This window comes from Clostridium sp. CCUG 7971 (assembly GCF_017590215.1).
Taxonomy (GTDB): domain Bacteria; phylum Bacillota; class Clostridia; order Peptostreptococcales; family Peptostreptococcaceae; genus Faecalimicrobium.
Genome location: NZ_JAFFPK010000065.1, coordinates 45,411 through 70,578, shown reverse-complemented (window position 1 = coordinate 70,578; position 25,168 = coordinate 45,411). Strand labels below are relative to the sequence as shown.

Here is a 25,168-nt window from a genome sequence, read left to right as displayed (position 1 = left end):
ATATTATTTTAGAATTTAGCATCTAAAGTTATATCTTTTCCATTTCTATTTACAGTTACTTTTGTACTATCTCCCTTTGAATATTTGTATAATGATTTATTAAGGTCTGACATACTAGATACATTAATATCTCCAACTTTAACTATTACATCTCCAGTTTGTATTCCTGATTTTTGAGCTGCTGTATTAGCGATTACTTCCGCTATATATACTCCTTCTTTTGCTGCTAAATCTGTACCTGTAGATGCTTCAAATATTGCTAAATCTATTCCTTTTATACCTAATGTAACTTTTTCAAAGTTTCCTGATTTTATTACTTGTTCAACTATAGGTTTTGCTGTATTTACAGGAATTGCAAATCCTAATCCTTCAGCTTGAGAAGCTTTAGCTGTATTTATACCTATTACTTGACCTTTTTGATTTAATAAAGGCCCTCCACTGTTTCCTGGGTTTATACTAGCATCAGTTTGCATAAGACCTGTCATATTAGATTGCTTTGTTTGTATAGTTCTATCTAGTCCACTTATTATACCTTGAGTTACACTCTTTTGGAATTCAAGACCTAATGGATTTCCTATAGCTATTGCTATATCTCCAGTTCTAACATCATCGCTATTTCCAAGTTCAGCTGGTGTTAAACCTGTTTTTTCTACTTTTACCATTGCTAAATCTAATGTTGGATCATTCCATAATACCTTACCTTTTGAATTAGACCCATCATTAAATAATACGTTAACATCAACAGCTTGCCCATCTGATACAACATGAGAATTTGTAAGTATATATCCATTTGCGTCAACTATAACTCCTGTACCTACACCCTCTGATTGAGTTGGTATAGCAAACACATTATTTCTATCTATTGTTGTAGCAGTTATACCAACTACTGATGGCATAGCTTTATCACTTACTGCATGATATATATTTTGAGTTTTTCCGTCATCATTTACAACTATCTGTTGCTGCTTTCCTGATGAACCATTATTTGATACTGTATTTTTCATTAGCACTATCGTTAAAAAACTACTTAGTACCCCCGTTATTACACATATTAAAACTACTAATCCGATACCTCTTTTATTAGACATTCCAATCCCTCCTATATATTAATTTTTAATCTACAAAATAATCTTTTAACCTATTATTTGCATATTTTATACTTTAATAACAAATATTTATTTCCATATGCATAAATACAATAAAACCATCATTTTGTAGTAATCTACTTTAATGATGGTTTTATTATATTACTTTATTCTTAACTTAACCTTAATTATTAAGTCTTTTTTCTAATTCTTCTCTTTCTTTCTCATATCCAGCTTTTCCCAATAATGCAAACATGTTTTTCTTATACGCTTCAACGCCTGGTTGGTCAAATGGATTAACCCCTAATAAGTATCCACTTATTGCACAAGCTTTTTCAAAGAAGTATACTAAATAACCAAAGTTATATTCATCTAATTGAGGTACATTGATTACTAAATTTGGAACTTGTCCATCTGTATGAGCAAGTATTGTTCCTTGTGTAGCCTTATGGTTAACAAACTCTACAGATTTTCCTGCTAAGTAGTTTAATCCATCTAAATCAACATCTGCTTCTTCTATAGTTATGTTTCTTCTTGCGTTTTCTACATTAATTACAGTTTCAAATAATATTCTCTTACCTTCTTGTATATATTGACCCATAGAATGTAAGTCCGTTGAGAAATCTACTGCTGCAGGGAATATTCCTTTATTATCTTTTCCTTCACTTTCTCCAAATAACTGTTTCCACCATTCTCCTACATAGTGTAGTTGTGGTTCATAGTTTACTAATAATTCTATATCTTTACCTTTTCTATGTAATGCATTTCTTACTACTGCGTATTGATAGCTTTCATTAGATTTTAAATCTGATGTTTTGAACTCCTCACAAGCATCTTGAGCACCTTTCATCATTGAATCAATATCTAGACCTGCACAAGCTATCGGTAATAGCCCTACTGCCGTTAAAACAGAGAATCTACCACCAACATCATCCGGTATTATAAATGTTTCATATCCTTCTTCATCTGCTAATTGTCTAAGTGCACCACGTTTAGCATCTGTTGTAGCATATATTCTTTTACTAGCTTCTTCTTTTCCGTATTTCTTCTCTACATAGTCTTTAAATATTCTAAATGCTATAGCAGGTTCCGTAGTTGTACCTGACTTTGATATAACATTTATAGATACATCTTTTCCTTTTATTACATCTAATAAATCCATAATATATGTTGAACTTATATTATTTCCGACAAAGTAAACTTCTGGAGCTTTTCTATCTTCCTTAGATAAGTTATTTCTGAAAGAGTGGCTTGCCATTTCTATAGCAGCTCTTGCTCCTAAATAAGATCCACCGATACCTATAACTAATAATACATCTGAGTCTGACTTTATTTTTTCTGCCGATTTTTTTATTCTATCAAATTCTTCTTTATCATAATTATTTGGAAGGTCTACCCATCCTAAAAAATCATTACCTAATCCCGTTTTTTCATGAACCATGTCATGAGCTATATTTACATAAGATTGCATAGAATCTATTTCATGTTGATTTAAAAATCCAATGGCTTTGCTATAATCAAATTTTATATTTTTCATAAACTTACCCCTTTCATTTATCTAATCTACTGAAATTATAACATAAAATGGTTGTTTAATTAATAACAAATTTCAATAATAAACTTACATAATATTTAAATTTCCACCTATTTAGTACAAATATTACTATATAAAACTAATTTAGATAATAAAAAAGTGCCTTTAAAAAGGCAACTTTTTTATTAATTATTAGCTAATCTAGCCGATATAACTTGCTGAGCTATATTAACAGCATGGTCAGATACTCTTTCTAAGTTACTAACTATATCTAAGTATATAACTCCATTATCTATACTACATGAACTGTTATTTAATCTATTCATATGATTTGCTCTACAAGACTTTTCCATCATATCCACTTGTTCTTCCATTTTTATAACCTTACAAGCTAAATCTACATTTGATGTTCTCATAGCTTCTAATGCATATGTATAAGTAGAAATAACTTTATTGTACATACTTTGTAATTCTGCTTTACCTGCATCTGAGAATGTTTCATTCATTTCTATTGCAGATTGTGCTAATTCTGCAATGTTTTCTGCATGATCACCAATTCTCTCTATATCATTAACTGTATTAAATAATACATCTACTGATTCTCTTGAATTTTCATCTAATGAAGCTTTTGAAAGTTTAAGTAAATAGCTTAATATATTCTTTTGTAAATCATTTACAAGTTTCTCTCTTCCAAATGCTCTATTTACTTTTTCATTAGATTTTTCTAATAACCCTTCCATAGCTGCGTTTAAGCTTTCTTTAGCTTTTTCACCCATTCTTAAAGTTTCTTTAACTGTGTTAGCTAATGCTATTGAAGGTGTTTCTATCATTCTATCATCTATATATTTTACTGTTTTTATATCTTCTATCTCTGATGCTTGTTCTGGAACTAATTTCATTGCTATTTTAACTATAAATTTAGCAAATGGTAATAATATTAAAACATTTAATATATTAAATAATGTATGTGCATTTGCTATTTGTCTAGCTGCATCTGTAGGATCTATAGATTGAACTATATGAACTATTGGCTTACTTAATACTAACATAAATATAAGTGAACCTATAACATTAAATATTAAATGCATAATAGCTGCTCTCTTTGCATTACGACTTGCACCAATACTTGATATTAAAGATGTAACACATGTACCTATATTTTCACCATATAATATTGGTAAAGCTGCTGATATAGGTATTAATCCCTGTGAAGCTAATGCTATAAGCATACCCATTGATGCACTTGAACTTTGAACTATAGCTGTTATAGCAAATCCCATAAGAACTCCAAGTAATGGATTGCTCCCAAAACTTACTAACATATCAGTAAATCCTTTAAATTCAGCTAAAGGCTTAACTGCATCTTTCATAAAGTCCATACCTGTAAATAATATACCAAATCCTATAAGTATTTCTGCTAAATGCTTAAGTTTTGGTTTGTTTGAAAACATATATATAATTATACCTACTCCTAAAGCTACTGGAGCAAGGAAATCTACGTCTAAAGATACTAATTGAGCTGTTATAGTCGTTCCTATATTAGCCCCCATTATAACCCCGATAGCTTGACCTAAACTCATAATTCCTGCATTAACAAACCCAACTACCATAACTGTAGTAGCGCTACTACTTTGTATTACCATCGTAACTAACATACCAACTATAACACCCATTATAGTGTTACTTGTAAGTAACTCTATTGTCTTCTTTAGTTTATCTCCTGCAGATTTTTGAAGTCCATCTCCCATAAGGTTCATACCATATAAGAACAGCCCTAATCCTCCCATAAGATTTATAATAATTTCCAAAACACTCGTCCTCCTTGAGATAATTATCAATTTATAATTAAAATTTATGTCTATTGTATTTTATCAAATTCAAAGAGTGTATTGTGTTAAGATTATGTTAAATATTATAAAAGTATTAAATCCTTGTTAAATTTAAGATAAATTTCATATTAATGTAAATTATTAGTATATTTTTGTATTATTTTCTCGGCACATTTTATTCCATCTACAGCAGCAGTTACTATACCACCTGCATATCCAGCACCCTCACCGCATGGGTATAAGTTTTTAGTATTAATAGATTGTAAGGTTTCTTCATCTCTTACTATTCTTATAGGAGCTGATGATCTAGTTTCCACACCTGTTAGTACAGCATCATGCATAGCAAATCCATTTATTTTATTATCTAGTTTTTGTAATGCTTCTTTCATTGTTGAAGTAACAAACTCTGGTAAACATTCCCTTAAGTCCACGAATTCATAACCCGGTTTATAAGATGGATCTACGTTACCTAAACTCGTTGACACTTTATCATTTAAAAAGTCTCCCACCAATTGAACTGGTGCACTGTAGTTTTTACCACCTAATTCGTATGCTAATCTTTCATATTTTTCTTGGAATTTCACTCCTGCTAATGGATCATCACTTCCAAAGTCTGAAGGTAATACATTTACTAAAAATGCACTATTAGCATTAACCTTATCTCTAGCATGTTCACTCATTCCATTTGTAACTACTTCTCCCTCATTAGATGCTGATGCTATAACAGTACCTCCTGGGCACATACAGAAAGTATATGCTGTTCTCATGTTAGAAGTATGTTCTATTAATCTATAATCTGCAGCTCCTAATCTAGGATGGTTATAAAACTCTTTATACTGAGATTTATTGATCAATTCTTGAGGATGCTCTATTCTTGCTCCTATTGCAAAAGGCTTTTGTATTATCCTAACACCTCTTTTATGAAGCATTTTATAAGTATCCCTCGCACTATGACCTATAGCTAGTATTACATTATCTGCATCGATAGTCTCTTTATCATTTATGATTATTCCTTTTATAGAATCATTCTCTACTATTATGTCTGTAACTTTTGCATCAAATTTTACTTCTCCACCAAGTCTTATTATTTCATTTCTTATATTTTTAACTACACCTTTTAATATGTCTGTACCAACGTGTGGCTTATATGAGTATAATATTTCTTCAGGAGATCCAAAGTTAACAAGTTCATCTAAAACTTTTCTACATCTTATATCTTTTATTCTAGTAGTTAATTTTCCATCTGAAAATGTTCCTGCTCCACCTTCTCCAAACTGTACATTTGAATTACTTTTAAACTTTCTATTATTCCAAAATTCATCTATATCTTTACTTCTAGCATCTACGTCTAATCCTCTTTCTAACATAATTGGATTGTATCCATTTTGTGCTAAGAGTAATGCAGCAAATAATCCAGCTGGTCCACTACCTATTATTACTGGCCTATTTTTTAATTTTTCATTTCCTACTTCAACTCCAATATACTTTGTTTCCTTTATCTCTATAACATCTTTTACTTTATTTTGTAGTATTTTTTTCTCATTTTTTATTTCTACATCTACTGTATAAACAAAGTCTATTTTACCTCTTTTTCTAGCATCTATAGATTCTTTGTATATAAAATATTTTATAAGATCATTTTCTTTTATTTTTAGTTTTTTTAGTATAGATTTTTTTATCATAGATACATCTTCGTCTATTCCTAATTTTAAATTAGATATTCTTAACATATTCTTCTCCTTTCTAATTACAGTTCAAAGCAATATAAAAGCTAGGGTTTAAACCTAGCTTTCTATAAACATAACATCTATATTCTCTTTTTTCTAGATTTTTACTAAATCTTACCTAATATAAACGATTAGAATTAATTATATCTAGTCTTTTTTAGTTATAAGACCTCTTATTACCTTTAGATTATTAAATACTTTTTCTAAGAAATTTTCTGCTTCTTCATTATCTAAAAGTGCTATTTCTAATTGTTCATCTTCTGGTATATTATTAGATTTACAATATTGTTTAGCTATCTCTATTAATTCATTTTTTTCATCTATAGATAAATTAAATTCTTTATAATCTATTATTATGTATTGTTTAGTGTATTGAGATGTTTCTTGATTATATCCTATTTCTATATGATATATAACCGCATATAAGTTACTTGGGTTCTCTTCTCCCTTGTACACTGGTACCGCTGGGTTAGATTTTATAAAATTTGTTGATACCGCTACTCTACTTCCTAAGCTAAGACTCATAAGTATACCTCTTTCTGTATATATTATATATCTACTATTTTATACATTATTCTTATATATTAAAACCTTTTTTTCTAATTTATATAAAATTTAATTTTATTATATTTAAAATTTATAATTTTGAGCAAAAATTTAGGAATTATATAAAATATAATTCCTAAATTAATATATACATATTTATGCTCTTAATTTACAATTCTTAATCACTATAATAAAATACTTTTATATTTTATTTAGTATTAAGATATTTTAAGATCTTTGTATCTTTTTCCTAGTGTACTTGGACTTATTTCATATTTTTTAGATATTTGAGCTTGAGTTATATTTTGTCCATTAACTTTATTTATATGGTACTCAACCGCTGCAGCCCATCCATTTTCAGAACCTTTTACATCTCCATTAGCTTTTTTGAATTCATTCCAGAATTCTATACAAGCATCTACATTCTCTTTTTCTGCATTTCTTCTAAGAACGCTACATACTTTGCAATCGTCTTCAACTGACACTGCTACTTCTTCAGATATCTTGTTCATTCTCTCTTCTTTTTGCTTTCTTAAATACTCAGCAACATTTGGATCTAATAATTGTTGCATATATTTGTATAATATATGAGTATGATGAATTAAGAATGTTTTAATATCTTTGTATAAATCTTCATATTGTTTGAATAAATACATTATATCATTTGAAATAACGTCTTTAACTGCCTCTGATATGCTTATAGTAACGTCTATTAATATAGATGTATCATCAATAGTAACTATTCTAGCTATCATGCAACTTCCAACTTTAAAGTCTTTTAATAAGTTTACATCTTCTGTGTAAACTTCATTATCAGTTAAGCAGTCTTTTAATAATATCTTTCCATCTAATACTTCTTTAACTTCATATATGCTTACATATGATTCAAATAAGCTTCTTAATATTTCTACTTCATGTGTATTTAATTTATCTCTATTATCTTCATAGAACGCAACAGTCATAACTTTTTTACTTTCCATTATGTGGTCTTGCACAAAGTATGTATTGAAAAATCTTTCAAATTTCTCATTAGTTGATTCATCTTCAACTATATAAAACATCTCTTTAGCTTTTTCATATTCTTCTTTAAACTTATCTTGTCTTGAGTATTCATATATTTTTGTATATAACTCTGAATATTGTTTTTGTGAAAGCACAACTTTTCTGCCTGCTCTCTCTAATACAACATCTTTATTTAAACAACATTTTTTATATTTCATGCCACTTCCACAAGGGCATAGCTCATTTCTCCCTAACAATGTGACTTTCACTCCTTTATCTTTTAAATTAAAGTACAATTTGTTATTATACCATTTTTTTGTTAATCATTCTATAATTTATGATATTATTTTATTATTTTTATGTATACTGTTAAGTTTTGGTATAATATTTAATCGTATTATATATAAACCTTCTATGTATTTAATGTCTATTCCTCCGTCTTTTTATCACTAATTTAATACTTATTTCGCTATCTAATCTTACTAATTACCATAAGTATATTAGTTATTCCATACTATTTGATTATCCGACTTTAAATAACATTGTACAGTCTACATTATTTTCTTCATGATTCACATTGTTTTTTATTATTTTTATATCTTTTAACTTATCTTTAAACCCTAATATTTCTATTTTCCCTTCAATCTTAAATAAGTTTTCTAAGCTTCCACTTACATTTATTTCTATATTCTCTTCTTCAATACTATCTTCATTCCAACTACTTATTTTATTTATAGAGTTAATAGTTAAAATTTCATTTAATTCTTTTTCAATTTTTAATATTATATCTTCTTCGTTTATTTTATAATTTTTTTCAGTATTTTTTGATTCTAGTATTTTTTCTTTACTATTATTTAAGCTTACTATTTCACTATTCATTGGAGTTGTAATAAACTTACTTATAATAACTCCAAATAAAAGACTTATCAATATAAATGATAATACTTTCTCTCTTTTATTCATAAACCTATCACCCAATTTTACATCTTATCTTAAAATTATAATAATCATTTTCTTTTATTACATTTTCTATAGAGTAGTCTTTTATAATATCTATATCTTTAATACTTTCTAAAGCTCTTAAGTTATTACACTTACCTTTAATTTCAATATTATTTTCAATTGCTACTAATTCATCTACATTACTATATCCAATAATAGAGTATATCCTTTTTATTTGACTAAAATTTAAGTTATTATACTCCTTAGCAGTCTCTTCATTATTGTTTACTTGGATTTTTGATACATTATTTTCTAAATGTTTTATAGGTGAAAAGTACAGAAAAAGTTTAATTATTATTAAAGATATTATAAATAAAGCTAATAATTTATATGTATTATACGTTCTATCTTGTATTGAAGAATTATCTAAAAAATTTACTAGTTTATATCTTTTCAATTTAAATTATCATCCCTATGCTATTTATGTATTTTATACTATCTTCTTTTATTTCATTTTTATCTTTTATTATTTTTATACTGTTTTTTAGCTCAAGACATTGTAAATTAAAATCTTCTTTTAAAAATTCATATATAAATGGGTCTTTGTATCCATAATAATATACATTGGTATGCTTTTTAATCGAGCTATATATAGATTCATATGATTGGACAGTTCTTGATAATATATGAGATTCATATATCTGATTATCTTTTACTATATTAACTATAAACTTTCTTTGCTTACACTCTATAAACGTTCCATATGTTTGAAAATTATCTATTAGATTTAAACTTATAAACTTTTGTAAAATATCAAAGTTTATGTTTATTTCTTTAGGCTTTAAATTTAATATTTTAGAAACATTTTTTAATATTTTAATAAAATATATTGGAAATAGTATAACTTGTACTTTTATAGTTTCTTTATTTGAGTCTATTATTTTATATTTTATTAAGTATTTATTTATATCAATAGGTATATGCTGTGCAATTTCAAACTCTATCAACTTAATTATATCTTTCTTTTTTTTAATATTTAATATATCAATATTTCTAGTAATTATATCTTCATTTTGAATATTAAAATTTACATTTTTATAAGACTTTTTAAGCTTCCCTAGTTCATACTTAATATACTGTGCTATTTTATTTGAGTAATCGTTTATACTAACTTCATCTCTTCTTTCTAACTTAAAATCTAAATCTTTATGTATAGATTCACATATGAAAACTTTATTTTTTAATTTTTTTAATGTTGTTATATTTATATAGTCTTCATTTATTTCTATATTTAGTAATTTTTTTATAATATCCCTCCTAAACATGAATTGTTTATAAAGCATTTATATCTGTTTACTGACTATTTACTATCTCAATTAATACCTTACCTTGGATAAAACGTTGTATCTCCTACTTTTATAGTTATTTCACCTTTACTATCAACTTTTATATCAAATTCACCTGTAATACTTTGAGGTTTGGGTATTGAAGTTATATATCCATTGCTCTTTAATACCTCTAAAATATCTTTATTATTTTCTTCATCTATAACCCTATCGTTAATTCCTAAATTTATTGCAGTTGCTATATTTGATGCAGCTATATAGTCAGCATTTTTTTGAGCCCTTTCTTGTACTCCACCAAATTTCATAAATGCTATACTTGATAAAACTCCTAATATCGTTACAACTAAAACCATTTCTACTAAAGTAAATCCTTTTTTCTTTTTAAACTCCATTTTTTCTCCTTTACATTATATTGACGTTATTGCATCAAACATAGGTAGTACCATAGATATAATAAATATACCTACTACAATCCCAATTATAACCGTTATGACAGGTTCTATAATCTTTACAAATTGTTGTATTTTAGTTTCTAGATCATTTTCGTAAAATTCATTTATAGCCTTTAAACTATTATCTAACCTACCACTTTCTTCACCAATATTTATCATTGATATAAACAGTTGAGGGAATATATTCGGTTTACTAAGAGAGTTAGAAATACTATCACCTCTTTGTATATATTCTCTACTTATTGCTAATCTTTCATAAATAAACTCATTATCAATCACTTGAGAAGATATATTTATAGCATCAATAATTTGTATTCCGCCCTCTATTAAGATACTAAAACTTCTACAAAATTTGCTAGTTATTACTAATCTACTTATATCCTTTATTATTGGAATTTTAAATGTCACTGAGTTTTTAAATTTACTACTCTTTATATAACTATTAATCATAAATAAACTAATAATAAATACAATTAGTATAAATATATGATTTACTCTTATAAATCTAGATATATTTATTAAGATTTTAGTCAATATAGGAGGATTTATACCATTATTTTGGAAAATAATTTCAAAATTCGGCACTATAAAAAATAGTATAAATAACATAGATGCTATAGATAAAATTATTAGTATTACTGGATATATTAAGATAAGCATTATTTTAGATTTTAATTTATGCTCTTTATCATAATAATCAGATAAGTCATTCATAACTTTATCTAAATTTCCACTTATTTCGCCTGCCTTTATCATACTTATAAAAAAATTTGAAAATGAGTTAGTTTCTTGAAATGATTCTGTTATAGAATTTCCCTTTTGAATATGATTTGTCACCCTATTGAATATCGTTTTAATTTTTTTATTTGATTGAGATTTTAAAATATCAAATATTTTAGTAATTTCACATCCTGATTCTAGCAATATACTCATTTCTTTACATAGAATTTTAATTTCTCTGTCTTTTAATTTCTTATTTGAATTTTTAAATTTTGCTTGTTTTATACTTACTATTTTTAATTCATTTAAATTTGCATAACTATTTACTTGACTTTCAGACTCAAACTCTAGCTTGATAGATTTTCTATTTTTTTGTTTATCATAAACTATACATTTATATAAATTCATCAATTAACTCCTTATAGATTAATTACATAGTATTTACTATTATGCATTCTTCTAGAGTTGTTAACCTTTCTTCAATTAATTTTTTAGAGCTATCTTCAAATGTTATCATTCCATTTTCTATAGCTACTTTTCTTATAGTACTTGCATCATTCATATTTTTTATACACTTTTTAATATTTTCGTTTATCTCTAAAATCTCATAAATAGCTGTTCTTCCTCTATACCCTGTATATCCACACTCACTACACCCTTTTGATACTTTTGTACTTATCTCTTCGTCTTGATTATGTACTATTGATATATCATGGCTACATTTTGTACATACTTTTCTTACTAATTTTTGAGAAATAACGCCTATTAATGATGCATTTATTAAATAAGCTGGTATTTGCATTTCTATTAATCTAGCAATAGATGATACAGCATCCTTAGTATGCATAGTACTAATTACTAAGTGTCCAGTAGTAGCTGCTCTTATGGCTATTTTAGCGGTTTCTATATCTCTAATTTCACCCACCATAATAATATCTGGATCTTGCCTTAATATAGACCTTAATCCTATATCAAAACTTAAACCTAACTTACTATTAACCTGAATTTGATTTATTCTGTCCATCTTATATTCTACAGGGTCTTCTATAGTCATAATATTTTTACTTATATTTCTTAAATCATTTAGCAATGAATATACTGTAGTTGTTTTCCCGCTGCCTGTAGAACCTGTTATTAATAATATCCCGGATGTTTTATTTATTATATTATGTATCCTTTTTATAGCCATATCAGAAAAACCTAGTTCTCTCTTATCTTTCAAAAAAGATTTTCTGTTAAGTATTCTTAGAACTATTTTTTCACCATATACAGTTGGTATGGAAGATACCCTTATATCTACAACTTCATTATTTATATTCACATCTACTCTTCCATCTTGAGGTAATCTTTTTTCTGTAATATTCATAGATGCTGAAAGTTTTATAATAGATATTAATGATTGATAAATATCAATGGAATAGCGCTCAACTTCCTTTAAGTATCCATCTACACGCATCCTTATCACTAAAAATTCGCTAAATGGTTCTATGTGGATATCACTGGCTTTTTCATCTATAGATATTTCTAAAATTTTATTGAATAAATCTCTTGCAAAGTCTTCATTTAAATTGACATTATTCTTATAATACATTCTTATCTTTTTATTTATAGTATCTTTATCTTTTTTCTCAAATATTATATTCATTCCTGTGGCTAATTTTAAATCTTGCAAAGCATACATGTTTTCATTTTCAATGCCTACAACTAAGTTATTATCATTAATCTCAATTGGGAATACATTGTATTTAACTGCTAACTTTTCTGGGATTAATGTTTCTAGTAAACTACTAGTACTTAAAATAACTTTACTTCCCTTCTATGTACCTTAATTTATTAGGAATATTCATTTTTTCCATAGATATATTTTTTTCAATTTTCTTTTCAATTTTTAAAGGATAATTATTTTTTATACTCTTTATATACTGGCTATCTTTATCAATATATTGTTCTAACTTTTTAGTGTCTCCTATAACTTTAAATTCATATGGTGGAGCTATTGGAACAGAGTTTATATTTATATGACTTCCAGCTAAAACTATCTCCGAATATTGGTTTATTCTTTGGTCATTTATAGATATAAATTCTCCTCCATTTATCTTTATTTCATTGATTAAGTTTATTAAAATTTTATTATAGTCAACAAAGTTTGCTATATTTCCAGTATCTTCATTTAAAGCATCTATTTTTATGATTACTCCTTCATTTTTTAAATTTGTATATGACAGCATATACTTAATATCTTCTATTTTTTCTATTTTTTCATTATCCTCATATTTAGTCTTTAAGCCATATAGTTCTTCCTCTAATTTTTCTTTTGACTTATTTAATTTTTTTATATTTTTATTAACTTGTTTTACTTCTTTTTTTACCAACGTATCCTTAGGCATATAAACGCCATCTTTATAGTTATAGTCCTTTAAACCTATGCCTATAAATAGACCTAATACAGTACTAGTTAATATTATCAACACATATTTTTTTTCATACAAAATTACTCCTATAAATGATTTTTTAATCACTTTATTAATTCCATTATACTTATTTTAATATTCTTTCAAATAAATATCTATATATATTCTATCTATATGTAAAAAGAATGAGACTTTTAAGCCTCATTCTTTTATATTTAATCTTCGTATTTTAATATTCTTTCAATAAGTTCGCATTTTAATTCTTCTATTTCGTCAAATTTCATATTTGGTACATAATGAGCCTCTATTACATCATGTTTAGATTTAGCTTTTTTAAGGTTTAAAATAGCATAATTTACTAATTCATCAAATACTTTTTTATCAAATTCTATTTCTTCTTTATATCTTTCTAATTTTTCTTTGTTTATACAACTATCTAAATCAATCTTATTTTGACCTTCAAATAAATTACTAGATGTTATTCCAATCCCTAAATCTTTTATTAATATTGTTTCTAATTTTTCTTTTATTAATGGATAATGATAAACTTCTACATTTAATCCAAGCTCCACAGCTTTAGTATATACCTTTTGTAAAAATGTAGTTTTACCAGTTCCTATTTCACCTTTTAAATAATATACCTTACTAGCTTCGCTTAATATACTATCTGTATAATCTAAATGGCCTACAGGAGTTATAGCTGTTCCAAATAAATGTCTTTCTTTTTTATAATTCCCACTACATTTAACATCTTTAAATAAATCATTTATAAATTCTGATGTTAACGAATTTACCTTTCCATAATCCATAGAATCTTTATATTTTTCTTCTATATCATAGTATATTGGTTCAGCTGCTTTTAAGAATTTATATGCTCTTCTAAATGAGCTACTAATATCTTTTCCGCATTCTACTATTTCTACTTTATTTTTTTCTAATCCTTCTAAGTTCCAATATTCTCCTAGATTAACTATTTCATCTATAGCACCTGGATCTTTAGGATCTACGATATGAGGTGCCGTTCCATCTAATAATACTACACCTAATTTTTTTATTACTACCCCGTCTAAAGAGCTAGGATCTGATGGACAATGATGTAACTCTACATCATATCCTTTTTCTATAAATTCTTTTGCTATCTTTTTCATAAGCGATGATTTACCTACTCCTGGTCCACCTTTTAAGCAAAATATTCTATTAACATTTTCCGGTATCATATAATTAAAAAAGTTGTATGATCCATTTGCAGTGTTACCACCTGGAAATAATTTTCTAGTTTGACCTTCCATATAAATTCCTCCCTATGATTAATCGTCTCCATACTAAAATATTAGTTATGCTTCAAATTTGTTACTATCAATTTTATTTTGCTTATATTTTTAATTTTAATTCTATTATTTTATATTTTTATTCAAAATAAAAAGACTACCATATAAGTAGTCTTTTATATATATTATGCAATTGTTTCTCTTCTTGATTTAGAATTCTTTTTCTTCATATATTCGTAAACTGGTAAACCAATAATCGTTATAATAAGACCTGATATAGCATTTTGAGGTTGAGTAATAATAGTACTTATTACTACAAATATTCCACCTATTGTTGCTATCATAGGTATTATTGGATATAAAGGAACTTTATATGGTCTTTTCATGTTTGGTTTAGTCTTTCTAAGCTTCATAACCCCTACAAATAACATTGTATAGAATATCCATATAGTAAATATTGCTAAATCAGATAGTAAATTAAACTGACCTGTTAAAGAATATAGTATAGCTAATCCTGCTATTAACCACGTTCCATTTAAAGGCACACCATTATTGTTCAATTTAGAAAATACATTAGATAATGGTATTTTCTTTTCATATCCCATCATATATGGTATTCTTCCACCTGTTAATATAAATCCATTAAGTGTTCCAAATACTGATATCAGTACCCCTACACTAATTATTTTAGCTCCTGAAGCTCCAAATAGTTTCTGAGCAACTAATGTAGCCGGAGCCGCTCCTACTGGTGCCATCTCTGATGCTGGTATTACAAATAGATATGCTACATTTATCATTAAATAAACTGCCATAACTATAGATATACCTCCAACAATTGCCATAGGTAAATGTTTAGATGGATTTTTCATTTCTCCAGCTAATGCTCCTACATATATCCACCCATCATATGCAAATAATGTTGCTATAAGCACCTGAGAAATAGCGCTTACTACATTTACACCTTCACCTACAAATGGTGTTATTATTTGAGATGATGAATCCCCTTTTGTAAACCCAAATATAATTATAATTGCTAATGGTAATAATTTACACACTGTTGATATAGTTTGTATACTTCCACCAAATTTTGCTCCTAATGAGTTAAGAGCTGCTATAAACACTATAACACTTACCGCTATAATAATAACATATTTACTATTTAAGCCCATCATACTTACAGCTTCTTGGGCAAATATAATTCCTAACGCGGCTGCTATTGCTGGTATAAATAATATAGTTTGCATCCATCCTGTTAAAAATCCGATTCTTTCTCCATATATTTCTTCTAAGTAAACCATTAATCCACCTGGTTTTATTATACTTGATGATACCTCTGCTGCAGTTAATCCTGCTGCAATAGTCACAAGCCCTCCTATTAGCCATGCTAATAATCCTAGTCCAGGCCCTCCATTTGTAGCAGAGTATATAGCTTGAGGCTTAAAAAATACCCCTGAACCTATTAACATCCCTACCACTGTTGATAAAGCCGCACTAAATCCGATTGTCTTCCTCAGCTTTTGCTGATTAGCATTTTGACTCATAGTTTACACCTCCTTTTGAAATTCATTTTCGTACTTTTATTTACTATTTTTACATATTGTACTATTTAATACTAAAAATTGCAATATTATTTCTAAATTTTGTTTAAATTTTCAAAATATTTTAATATATTAATTTTATTACCAAATTATATCTTAATAGATAAAAAAAGAGTAGATATATCTACCCTTTTTTATTAATCTACAGTTATTTCATAACCATTTTGATTATATTGATTTATTATTTCATTCCATATCTCTTCTACACCAGTCTTCTTAAGAGAAGAAATCGGAAGTACTTTTTCATTAGGATCCATTTGTAATTTTTTTCTGATTATACTTATATGTTTTTGATATTGACCTCTAGATATTTTATCTGCTTTAGTTGCTATAACTACACAATTATACCCAAAATGCTTTATCCATTCATACATCATAACATCATCCTTAGTTGGCTCATGTCTTATATCTACAAGTAAGAATATTGCACAAAGTTCATCTCTTTCTTGTAAATATCTTTCCATTATCGCTCCCCATTTTTCTTTTTCAGATTTAGCTATTTTAGCATACCCATAACCCGGAAGATCCACAAAGAAAAATTCATTATTTATAAGATAAAAATTTATAGTCCTCGTTTTACCTGGAGTCTGACTAGTTCTTGCAAAATTTCTTCTATTTAGTAATGTATTTACTGTCGATGATTTTCCAACATTAGATCTACCTACTAAAGCTATTTCTGGTATACCTTCATCTGGGTACTGAGATTTATTTACAGCACTCATAGTTATTTCTGCATTTCTAATTTTCATTGCTTTCACCATTCCTTAATAATGCATGTTCTAATACTTCATCCATATGTTCAACAAGCACAAATTCCATTTTTTCTTTTACATTGCTAGGTATTTCATCTAAATCTGCTTCGCAATCTTTAGGTAATAATACCTTAGTTATTCCCGCTCTGTGTGCTGCTAATAGCTTTTCTTTTACTCCACCTACGGCTAATACTTTACCTCTTAGAGTTATTTCACCTGTCATAGCAACATTATTTAAAACAGGTATATTAGAAAGAGCTGATATAACAGCAACAGCCATAGTTATACCTGCTGATGGTCCATCTTTTGGTACTGCTCCTTCTGGTATATGGATGTGCATGTCCTTATTTTGGTAAAATTCTGGGTCTACATTATATCTTTCTGCTATAGATCTTGTATATGATATAGCTGTTCTAGCAGATTCTTTCATAACATCTCCAAGCTTTCCAGTTAAAACAATTTGTCCTTTTCCTTTTAGCGCATTAACTTCTACTGTAAGAGTTTCACCACCTACAGCTGTCCACGCAAGACCTGTAACTGTTCCTACTTCTGGTTTTAAACCTGCCATTTGATGTCTATATTTATCTTTTCCAAGATACTCTTCTAAGTTTGAACTAGTAATAACTACTTCTTCAATAGATGAATCTTCTACATATTTTTTAGCTACTTTTCTGCATAATTTTCCTAATGTTCTCTCTAAACTTCTTACTCCAGCTTCTCTAGTATAAGAGTTTATTATTTCTTTCATAATTTCATCATCTATTTTTATGAATCCATCTTTTAATGCATTTTCTTTCATTTGCTTTGGAAGTAAGTACTTCTTAGCAATATTTAGCTTTTCTTCATCTACATATCCTGATACTTGTATTATTTCCATTCTATCTAATAAAGGTCTTGGTATTGTACTTAAGCTATTTGCTGTAGTTACAAATAATACTTTTGATAAATCAAATGGTAGCTCTAAGTAGTGATCTACAAAGTCTTTATTTTGTTCTGGGTCTAATACCTCTAACATTGCAGCAGAAGGGTCACCCTTATAATCAGCTGCCATTTTATCTATTTCATCTAATAACATTATAGGGTTTTTAGTTTTAGCTTCTTTCATAGCATTTACTATTCTACCTGGTATAGCCCCTACATAAGTTCTTCTATGCCCTCTTATTTCAGCTTCATCTCTAACTCCACCTAAAGATATTCTTACAAATTTTCTGCCTAAAGAATTTGCTATAGATTTTGCTATAGATGTTTTACCTACTCCTGGAGGTCCAACTAAACATATTATTGGCCCTTTTAGTGATTTAGATAATTTTCTTACAGCTAGGTACTCTAATATTCTTTCCTTAACTTCTTCTAATCCATAATGTTCATTATCTAATATTTCTTTTGCAGCTACTATATCTAATTTGTCTCTAGTTTCATTATTCCATGGTAGCGAAAATACTGTATCTAAGTATCCTCTAAGAACAGATACATCTGGAGACATTGGAGATAATTTAGAGAATTTAGTAATTTCTTTTTCTATTTTCTCCTTCGTTTGCTTAGGTGCTTTTATTTTCTTAAGCATAGCTCTGTATTCATCTGCTTCAGAATTTATATCTTCTTCTTCACCTAATTCTTTTTGAATTGCTCTTAGTTGTTCTCTAAGATAATATTCTTTTTGAACTTTATTCATTTGTTTCTTTACTTTTAGAGTTATCTTTTTTTCTATCTTTAGAATTTCTATTTCTTCTAATAATATCTTATATATTAATTCTAATCTTTCTTTTAAGTCAAAAGTTTCTAATACTTCTTGTTTTTGATCAGACTTTAAATAAATATTTGAAGCTACAGTATCTATAAATCTATCTACATTTTCTGTTTCTGATAAAGATATAAGTATTTCAGGAGAAACTCTGTTTCCTATGTTTATGTATTCTTCAAAAGCATCAAATACATTTCTTACAAATGCTTCTACCTCTACATCCTCTTGTGCATGTTCTTCATCAAATACTATTTCATCTACTTTAGCTTTAAAGTATCCATCTTCAAATTTTATTTCTTTTGCACTACCCCTAGAGATACCTTCTACTAATACGCGCACTGTATCTCCTGGTAATTTTATCATTTGCTTTACTTTACATATCGTTCCTATATGATAAAAATCTTCTTCTGTTGGTTCATCTACCTCTGCTTTTTTCTGAGAAGTTAAGAAGACTAACTCTTCTTTTAACATTGCTTCATCTAAAGCTTTAAGTGATAAGTCTCTACCTACATCAAAATTTAATATCATGTATGGGAATATCGCTAATCCTCTAAGCGGAATTAACGGTAATTCATGTTCTAATTTAGCATAATTCTGTTCCAATAATATCACTCCTTAAAGTGCTAGATTTTACCGCTTTATATATTATATATTTACAATACTTGATTTTCAACATTAATGCAAATTTCTTAGCATATTTTGTTCTTATTTTATTATTATATAATATGATTAGTAATATACTTGTTTATCTACTTTATAATTATATAATATTCATTATACCTTAAGATTTAGTTTTAAATCAAAATTTGAGTTGCTCATATCACCAACGTTATTATATTCATTCTCGCTTAATATGTATTTACCCATTAAATATTTTTAAATTTAAAAAAGAAGTCAATTTGACTTCTATGTTTTAAATATAAAAGGAGCTTTTAAAGCTCCTTTTTTTATTATGCACTTTCTTCTTCATCTTTAAGTACTATAATTGGTTGTTCACCATCATCTACAGCTTCTTTAGTTACTATAACTTTTTTAATATCATCTCTAGAAGGAACTTCAAACATACTTTCCATCATAGTATTTTCTACTATGCTTCTAAGTCCTCTTGCTCCTGTATTTCTATCTATAGCTTTTTTAGCTATAGCACGAAGAGCATCTTCTTCAAACTCTAGAGTGACATCATCTAATTCTAGTAATTTTTTATATTGTTTGATTATGGCATTTTTAGGCTCTTGTAATATTCTCATTAAAGCATCTTCATCTAATAATTCTAAAGTTGCTACAACTGGAATTCTTCCTATAAACTCTGGTATTATACCGAATTTTAGTAAGTCTTCTGGTAAAACTTGAGCATATATTTTACCTAAATCAATTTCCTTTTTACTTTCTATTTTAGCTCCAAATCCAAGTGTTTTTTCTCCACCACGTTTTTGGATTATTTTTTCTATTCCATCGAAAGCTCCACCTAGTATAAATAATACATTAGTAGTATCTATTTTTAAGAATTCTTGGTGAGGATGTTTTCTACCACCTTGTGGCGGAACATTAGCAACTGTACCTTCTAATATTTTTAAAAGGGCCTGTTGAACCCCTTCACCGCTAACATCTCTAGTTATAGATGGGTTTTCTGATTTTCTAGCAATTTTATCGATTTCATCTATATAGATTATACCTCTTTCAGCTTTTTCTATATCAAAATCAGCAGCTTGGATAAGTTTTAAAAGAATATTTTCAACGTCTTCACCAACATATCCTGCTTCTGTTAAAGATGTAGCGTCTGCCATTGCAAAAGGTACATTAAGAGTTTTTGCTAAAGTTTGAGCTAATAAAGTTTTTCCTGAACCTGTTGGTCCCAGTAAAAGTATATTACTCTTTTGTATTTCTACATCTTTTGATGTTGATTTCTTACTATAGATTCTCTTGTAATGGTTATATACAGCTACTGATAAAGCTTTTTTAGCTTTTTCTTGACCTATTACATAATCATTTAATATTTCCATCATTTCCTTAGGCTTTGGTAATGATGTTGTATCCTCTTCTACAGCTTCTTCTATTTCTTCTTGAATGATTTCATCACAAAGTTCCACACATTCATCACATATATAAACATTTGGACCTGCAATTAATCTTCTTACTTGCTCTTGATTTTTACCGCAGAATGAACATTTTAACTGTCTTTTCTCTTCGTATTTTGACATATTAACACCTCTTCCTATCCACGGTCTTTTTGTGTGATTACTTCATCAATTAAACCATATTCTTTAGCTTCATGTGCACTCATAAAGTTATCACGATCAGTATCTCTTTGGATATTTTCTATTGGCTGACCGCTTCTTTCTGCTAGTATTTTATTTAATTTTTCTTTAGTTTTTAGCAGCCATTTAGCATGTATCTCTACATCTGTTGCTTGACCTTTTGCTCCACCTAAAGGTTGATGTATCATTATTTCACTGTTAGGTAATGCAAATCTCTTTCCTTTTGCCCCTGCTGTTAGTAGAAATGCTCCCATTGAAGCAGCTAGGCCTATACATATAGTACTTACATCAGGTTTGATGTATTGCATAGTATCATAAATAGCCATTCCTGCAGTTACGCTACCACCTGGTGAGTTTATATATAAATGTATATCCTTATCTGGGTCTTCAGCTTCTAAAAATAACAACTGAGCTACTACAAGCCCTGCTGTAACATCATTTACTTCATCTCCTAGAAATATGATTCTATCTTTTAATAGTCTAGAATATATATCGTAAGACCTTTCTCCTCTTCCTGTTTGCTCTACAACTGTAGGTACTAATGCCATATATCATACCCCCTCTATATCTTTCTATTTCTATATATAATTTACAGTAGCCAAATTAGGCTACTGTAAAAAATTAAGCTATTGTTGCGTTGTCAACTAATAAGTCTATTGTTTTTCTTATTTTTACTTGACCTTTTATATCTTCTATATCATTTTCTCTTAAAGAAGATTTTAATTTGTCAGCTTCCATGTTGTACATAGCTGCCATTTTTTCTAATTCAGCATTAAAGTCTTCATCACTTACTTCTATATTTTCTGCTTTAGCTATAGCTTCTAATACTAAAGAAGATTTAACTAATTTCTCTGCATCAGCTTTTCTTTCTTCTCTTAATTCAGCTATATCTCTACCAGTCATTGATAATAATTGTTGTAAGTTTAGTCCTTGATATTGTAATTGGTAATTAAGCTCCATTAACATATTATCTATTTGATGTTCTACCATAACAGCAGGTAATTCTACTTCTGTGTTTGCAGCAACTTTCTCAACTATAGCATTTCTCATTTCTGCCTCAGCTTTATTTGTAGCATCTTTTTCTAATTTAGCTCTTACATCTGCTCTTAATTCAGCTAATGTATCGAATTCACTTGTATCTTTAGCAAACTCATCATCTAACTCTGCTAATTCTTTAACCTTTACATCATTTACTTTTACATTGAATACTACAGCTTTACCAGCTAAGTTTTCTGCATGGTATTCAGTTGGGAAAGTAACATTTACTTCTACTTCTTCTCCAGCTTTTTTACCAACTAATTGATCTTCAAATCCTGGTATGAAAGAGTTAGATCCTATAACTAAGCTATAGTTTTCACCTTTTCCACCTTCGAAAGCTACACCACTTTCAAATCCTTCAAAGTCTATAACAGCTGTATCTCCAGCTTCTAAAGCTTTATCTTCAACGCTTACTAATCTAGCGTTTTTGTTTACCATCTCTTCTAACTCGAATTTTACTTCTTCTTCAGTTACAGTATTATCAACTTTAGCTACTTCTATACCTTTGTAATTCCCTAACTCAAACTCAGGTTTAACTTCAACATTAACAACCATTACTAATCCGTTATCTTTGCTTATTTCTTCAACATCTAAGTCTGGTCTGTCTATTGGATCTATGTTTAACTCATCTAGAGCAGTTGGGTAAACCTCTGGGAATAATAATTCTATAGCATCATTATAGAATACTCCTTTACCGTATTGAGTTTCTATAACAACCTTTGGAGCTTTACCTTTTCTAAATCCTGGTATATTGTACTTACCTTTATTTTTATTGTAAGCTTTAGTTACCGCTGCTTCAAATTTATTATTATCTACAGTTATTTTTAAAGTAACTTTGTTACCTTCTTTCTTAATTAATTCTGCCTTCATTGAATTAATCCTCCTATATCATTATGTAATAATTTTCGTATGGCATTATAATCCATTCTACTTATAGTTTAACTCTTTAATTATAGCACATAACTTTTTTTATTTACAAGTCTTTGCCTTGATTTGCAAGGTTGTACACGCTTTATTATATTTTTATTTTTTCTATATTTATATTCCCCTTTTCTATGTTAAGTATAGAAAAACTTCTATAATCAACTTCTCTAGGAAGTGATACACTCCCTGGGTTTATATAAATGATTTTATCTTTTTCTATATATAAAGGTACATGAGTGTGACCAAATACTACTATATCAGCATTCACAGATTTTGCCATTGATTCTAACATTTCAATACCATATTTTACAGCGTATCTATCACCATGGCATAGAAATATAGTTTTATCATCTATATCAAATACTAATTCTTCTTCTACATTATCAAAATCACAGTTTCCTTTTACCGCCATAATAGGCACTTTAGTTTCTGCATGTATATACTTAGAATCAGAAAAATTATCTCCTGCATGAATTATTAAATCACATTCTTTTAGGTATGGTATAGTTTTATCAATGAACTTCTTCATCATATGTGTGTCACTTACTACTCCAACTTTCATTATCTTGATACCCTTTTGTTAAACTCATTCTTCATTAATTTTAAAGCATTAGCTCTGTGGCTTATAGAATTTTTTATTGTAGCTGGTATCTCTCCAAAAGTTCTATTATAACCATCTACTATAAATAATGAATCGTATCCAAATCCATTTTTTCCCTTTTCTTCAAATCCTATGCTACCTTCACAAGTTCCTCTAACAACAAACTCTTTTCCATCAGGAAATACTACTGCTATTGCCGATACAAATCTTGCAGTTCTTTTACTCATAGGTACATTATTTAATGCTTTTATTAGCTTTTCTCTATTTTCTTCATCTGTTGCGTTTTCTCCTGCATATCTAGCAGAATAAACACCTGGTTTTTTACCTATAGCATCAACTTCTAAACCTGAGTCATCTGATATTGATATTTTATTAGTAAGTTTTGCTATAGTTCTAGCTTTTATAAGTGCATTATGTTCAAATGTTTTACCATCTTCAACTATCTCTATACCACCTAAATCTACATCTTTTAATGAATATATTGTATAATCAAAATCTTCTAATATTGATCCTATTTCTTCTAACTTGTGAGCGTTATTAGTAGCTATGACTACTTCATCTCCATATTCCATACCTAATATTTCATCTGCTATCTCGCCTAGTGCAGCTCTTTGAGCCTTTATTAATTCTTTATTTCCTTTTTCACCAAGCTCTAAAAGTGCATTTAAGTCTTTTCTTGAGAAAGGTCTTTCTTCCCCTGTTCCTTGAACTTCAACAAATTCACCTTTATCAGTCATTATTATATTCATATCTACTTGTGCATTAGAATCTTCTTCATAGCATAAATCAAGAACATGTTCCCCATTTACTATACCCACGCTTATAGCTGATACAAAATTTCTAACCGGTATTTCTTTTACTGCTTTTGATTTATGTAATTTATTTAACGCGTCTACCACAGCAACAAATGCACCTGTTATAGATGCTGTTCTTGTTCCTCCATCCGCTTGTATTACATCACAATCTACCCAAATAGTTCTTTCTCCTATTTTATCTAAATCTATTACCGATCTTATAGCTCTGCCTATTAATCTTTGTATCTCTTGAGTTCTTCCATCAACCTTTCCTCTAGATGATTCTCTTATTTTTCTTTGATGAGTAGATCTAGGTAACATAGAGTATTCTGCATTTATCCATCCTGTTCCAGTATTTCTTAAGAAAGGTGGTACTTTATCTTCTATTGAAGCTGTACATATTACTTTAGTTTCTCCCATTTCTATAAGAACAGAACCTTCTGCATATCTAGTATAATCTCTTGTAATTTTTATATCCCTTATTTGGTCGTTCTTTCTATTATCAATTCTAATCATTTTTAATCCTTCCTTAAATCTATTTCAAAATATTATTGAATTATCAATATTATATTTTTTAGAAATTTTATCTTATCTATTAATAAT

Annotated in this window: 22 protein-coding genes; all 22 read right to left on the bottom strand. The window is 28.1% G+C overall.

What is annotated here, in order from left to right; translation table 11 throughout:
* Positions 1-8: 8 nt before the first annotated feature.
* Positions 9-1,088: a serine protease HtrA gene (gene htrA / locus JWF52_RS09260; protein WP_208333287.1), complete on the bottom strand. Its 1,080-nt coding sequence runs from the start codon at positions 1,086-1,088 to the stop codon at positions 9-11.
* Between the two features lie 181 nt (positions 1,089-1,269).
* Positions 1,270-2,622 (bottom strand): glucose-6-phosphate isomerase, encoded by a 1,353-nt coding sequence (locus JWF52_RS09255; RefSeq protein ID WP_208333286.1) that lies wholly within the window; start codon positions 2,620-2,622, stop codon positions 1,270-1,272.
* A 182-nt stretch (positions 2,623-2,804) separates the two neighbouring features.
* On the bottom strand, positions 2,805-4,427 hold the full coding sequence (locus JWF52_RS09250) for a Na/Pi cotransporter family protein (RefSeq protein WP_208333285.1): 1,623 nt from the start codon (positions 4,425-4,427) through the stop codon (positions 2,805-2,807).
* A gap of 149 nt (positions 4,428-4,576) precedes the next feature.
* Positions 4,577-6,178 (bottom strand): NAD(P)/FAD-dependent oxidoreductase, encoded by a 1,602-nt coding sequence (locus tag JWF52_RS09245; protein WP_208333284.1) that lies wholly within the window; start codon positions 6,176-6,178, stop codon positions 4,577-4,579.
* A 144-nt stretch (positions 6,179-6,322) separates the two neighbouring features.
* The gene (locus JWF52_RS09240) at positions 6,323-6,700 is read right to left on the bottom strand and encodes a hypothetical protein (RefSeq protein ID WP_208333283.1); all 378 of its coding nucleotides are present in this window, start codon (positions 6,698-6,700) and stop codon (positions 6,323-6,325) included.
* A gap of 239 nt (positions 6,701-6,939) precedes the next feature.
* The gene (locus JWF52_RS09235; protein WP_353654908.1) at positions 6,940-7,992 is read right to left on the bottom strand and encodes an SEC-C domain-containing protein; all 1,053 of its coding nucleotides are present in this window, start codon (positions 7,990-7,992) and stop codon (positions 6,940-6,942) included.
* Between the two features lie 253 nt (positions 7,993-8,245).
* The gene (locus tag JWF52_RS09230; protein WP_208333281.1) at positions 8,246-8,686 is read right to left on the bottom strand and encodes a hypothetical protein; all 441 of its coding nucleotides are present in this window, start codon (positions 8,684-8,686) and stop codon (positions 8,246-8,248) included.
* Positions 8,687-8,693: 7 nt separating this feature from the next.
* Entirely contained in the window at positions 8,694-9,122 is a 429-nt protein-coding gene (locus JWF52_RS09225) for a hypothetical protein (RefSeq protein WP_208333280.1), read from the bottom strand.
* A 1-nt stretch (position 9,123) separates the two neighbouring features.
* Positions 9,124-9,990 (bottom strand): type IV pilus biogenesis protein PilM, encoded by an 867-nt coding sequence (locus JWF52_RS09220; protein ID WP_208333279.1) that lies wholly within the window; start codon positions 9,988-9,990, stop codon positions 9,124-9,126.
* A gap of 59 nt (positions 9,991-10,049) precedes the next feature.
* Positions 10,050-10,403, bottom strand: coding sequence for a type II secretion system protein (locus JWF52_RS09215; RefSeq protein WP_208333278.1), 354 nt, complete (start codon positions 10,401-10,403; stop codon positions 10,050-10,052).
* A 15-nt stretch (positions 10,404-10,418) separates the two neighbouring features.
* The gene (locus JWF52_RS09210; RefSeq protein WP_208333277.1) at positions 10,419-11,591 is read right to left on the bottom strand and encodes a type II secretion system F family protein; all 1,173 of its coding nucleotides are present in this window, start codon (positions 11,589-11,591) and stop codon (positions 10,419-10,421) included.
* A 22-nt stretch (positions 11,592-11,613) separates the two neighbouring features.
* Positions 11,614-12,864, bottom strand: coding sequence for a GspE/PulE family protein (locus JWF52_RS09205; protein ID WP_286184075.1), 1,251 nt, complete (start codon positions 12,862-12,864; stop codon positions 11,614-11,616).
* 124 nt (positions 12,865-12,988) lie between these two features.
* A complete protein-coding gene (locus tag JWF52_RS09200; protein ID WP_208333276.1) occupies positions 12,989-13,672 on the bottom strand; it encodes a DUF881 domain-containing protein in 684 nt (227 codons plus the stop codon).
* A gap of 137 nt (positions 13,673-13,809) precedes the next feature.
* Positions 13,810-14,883 (bottom strand): PRK06851 family protein, encoded by a 1,074-nt coding sequence (locus JWF52_RS09195; protein WP_208333275.1) that lies wholly within the window; start codon positions 14,881-14,883, stop codon positions 13,810-13,812.
* A 164-nt stretch (positions 14,884-15,047) separates the two neighbouring features.
* Positions 15,048-16,403: an APC family permease gene (locus JWF52_RS09190; RefSeq protein WP_208333274.1), complete on the bottom strand. Its 1,356-nt coding sequence runs from the start codon at positions 16,401-16,403 to the stop codon at positions 15,048-15,050.
* A gap of 194 nt (positions 16,404-16,597) precedes the next feature.
* Entirely contained in the window at positions 16,598-17,209 is a 612-nt protein-coding gene (gene yihA, locus JWF52_RS09185; RefSeq protein ID WP_208333273.1) for a ribosome biogenesis GTP-binding protein YihA/YsxC, read from the bottom strand.
* Positions 17,199-19,565 (bottom strand): endopeptidase La, encoded by a 2,367-nt coding sequence (gene lon / locus JWF52_RS09180; RefSeq protein WP_353654907.1) that lies wholly within the window; start codon positions 19,563-19,565, stop codon positions 17,199-17,201. The genes yihA and lon overlap by 11 nt, the downstream gene beginning before the upstream one ends.
* A gap of 338 nt (positions 19,566-19,903) precedes the next feature.
* Positions 19,904-21,151: an ATP-dependent Clp protease ATP-binding subunit ClpX gene (clpX, locus tag JWF52_RS09175; RefSeq protein WP_208333271.1), complete on the bottom strand. Its 1,248-nt coding sequence runs from the start codon at positions 21,149-21,151 to the stop codon at positions 19,904-19,906.
* Positions 21,152-21,165: 14 nt separating this feature from the next.
* Positions 21,166-21,756, bottom strand: a complete 591-nt coding sequence (clpP, locus tag JWF52_RS09170; protein ID WP_208333270.1) for an ATP-dependent Clp endopeptidase proteolytic subunit ClpP — start codon at positions 21,754-21,756, stop codon at positions 21,166-21,168.
* A gap of 73 nt (positions 21,757-21,829) precedes the next feature.
* Entirely contained in the window at positions 21,830-23,116 is a 1,287-nt protein-coding gene (gene tig, locus JWF52_RS09165; RefSeq protein ID WP_208333269.1) for a trigger factor, read from the bottom strand.
* Between the two features lie 145 nt (positions 23,117-23,261).
* Entirely contained in the window at positions 23,262-23,732 is a 471-nt protein-coding gene (locus tag JWF52_RS09160; protein ID WP_208333268.1) for a metallophosphoesterase, read from the bottom strand.
* Entirely contained in the window at positions 23,732-25,078 is a 1,347-nt protein-coding gene (gene rph, locus JWF52_RS09155; RefSeq protein ID WP_353654910.1) for a ribonuclease PH, read from the bottom strand. The genes JWF52_RS09160 and rph overlap by 1 nt, the downstream gene beginning before the upstream one ends.
* Positions 25,079-25,168: the final 90 nt, after the last annotated feature.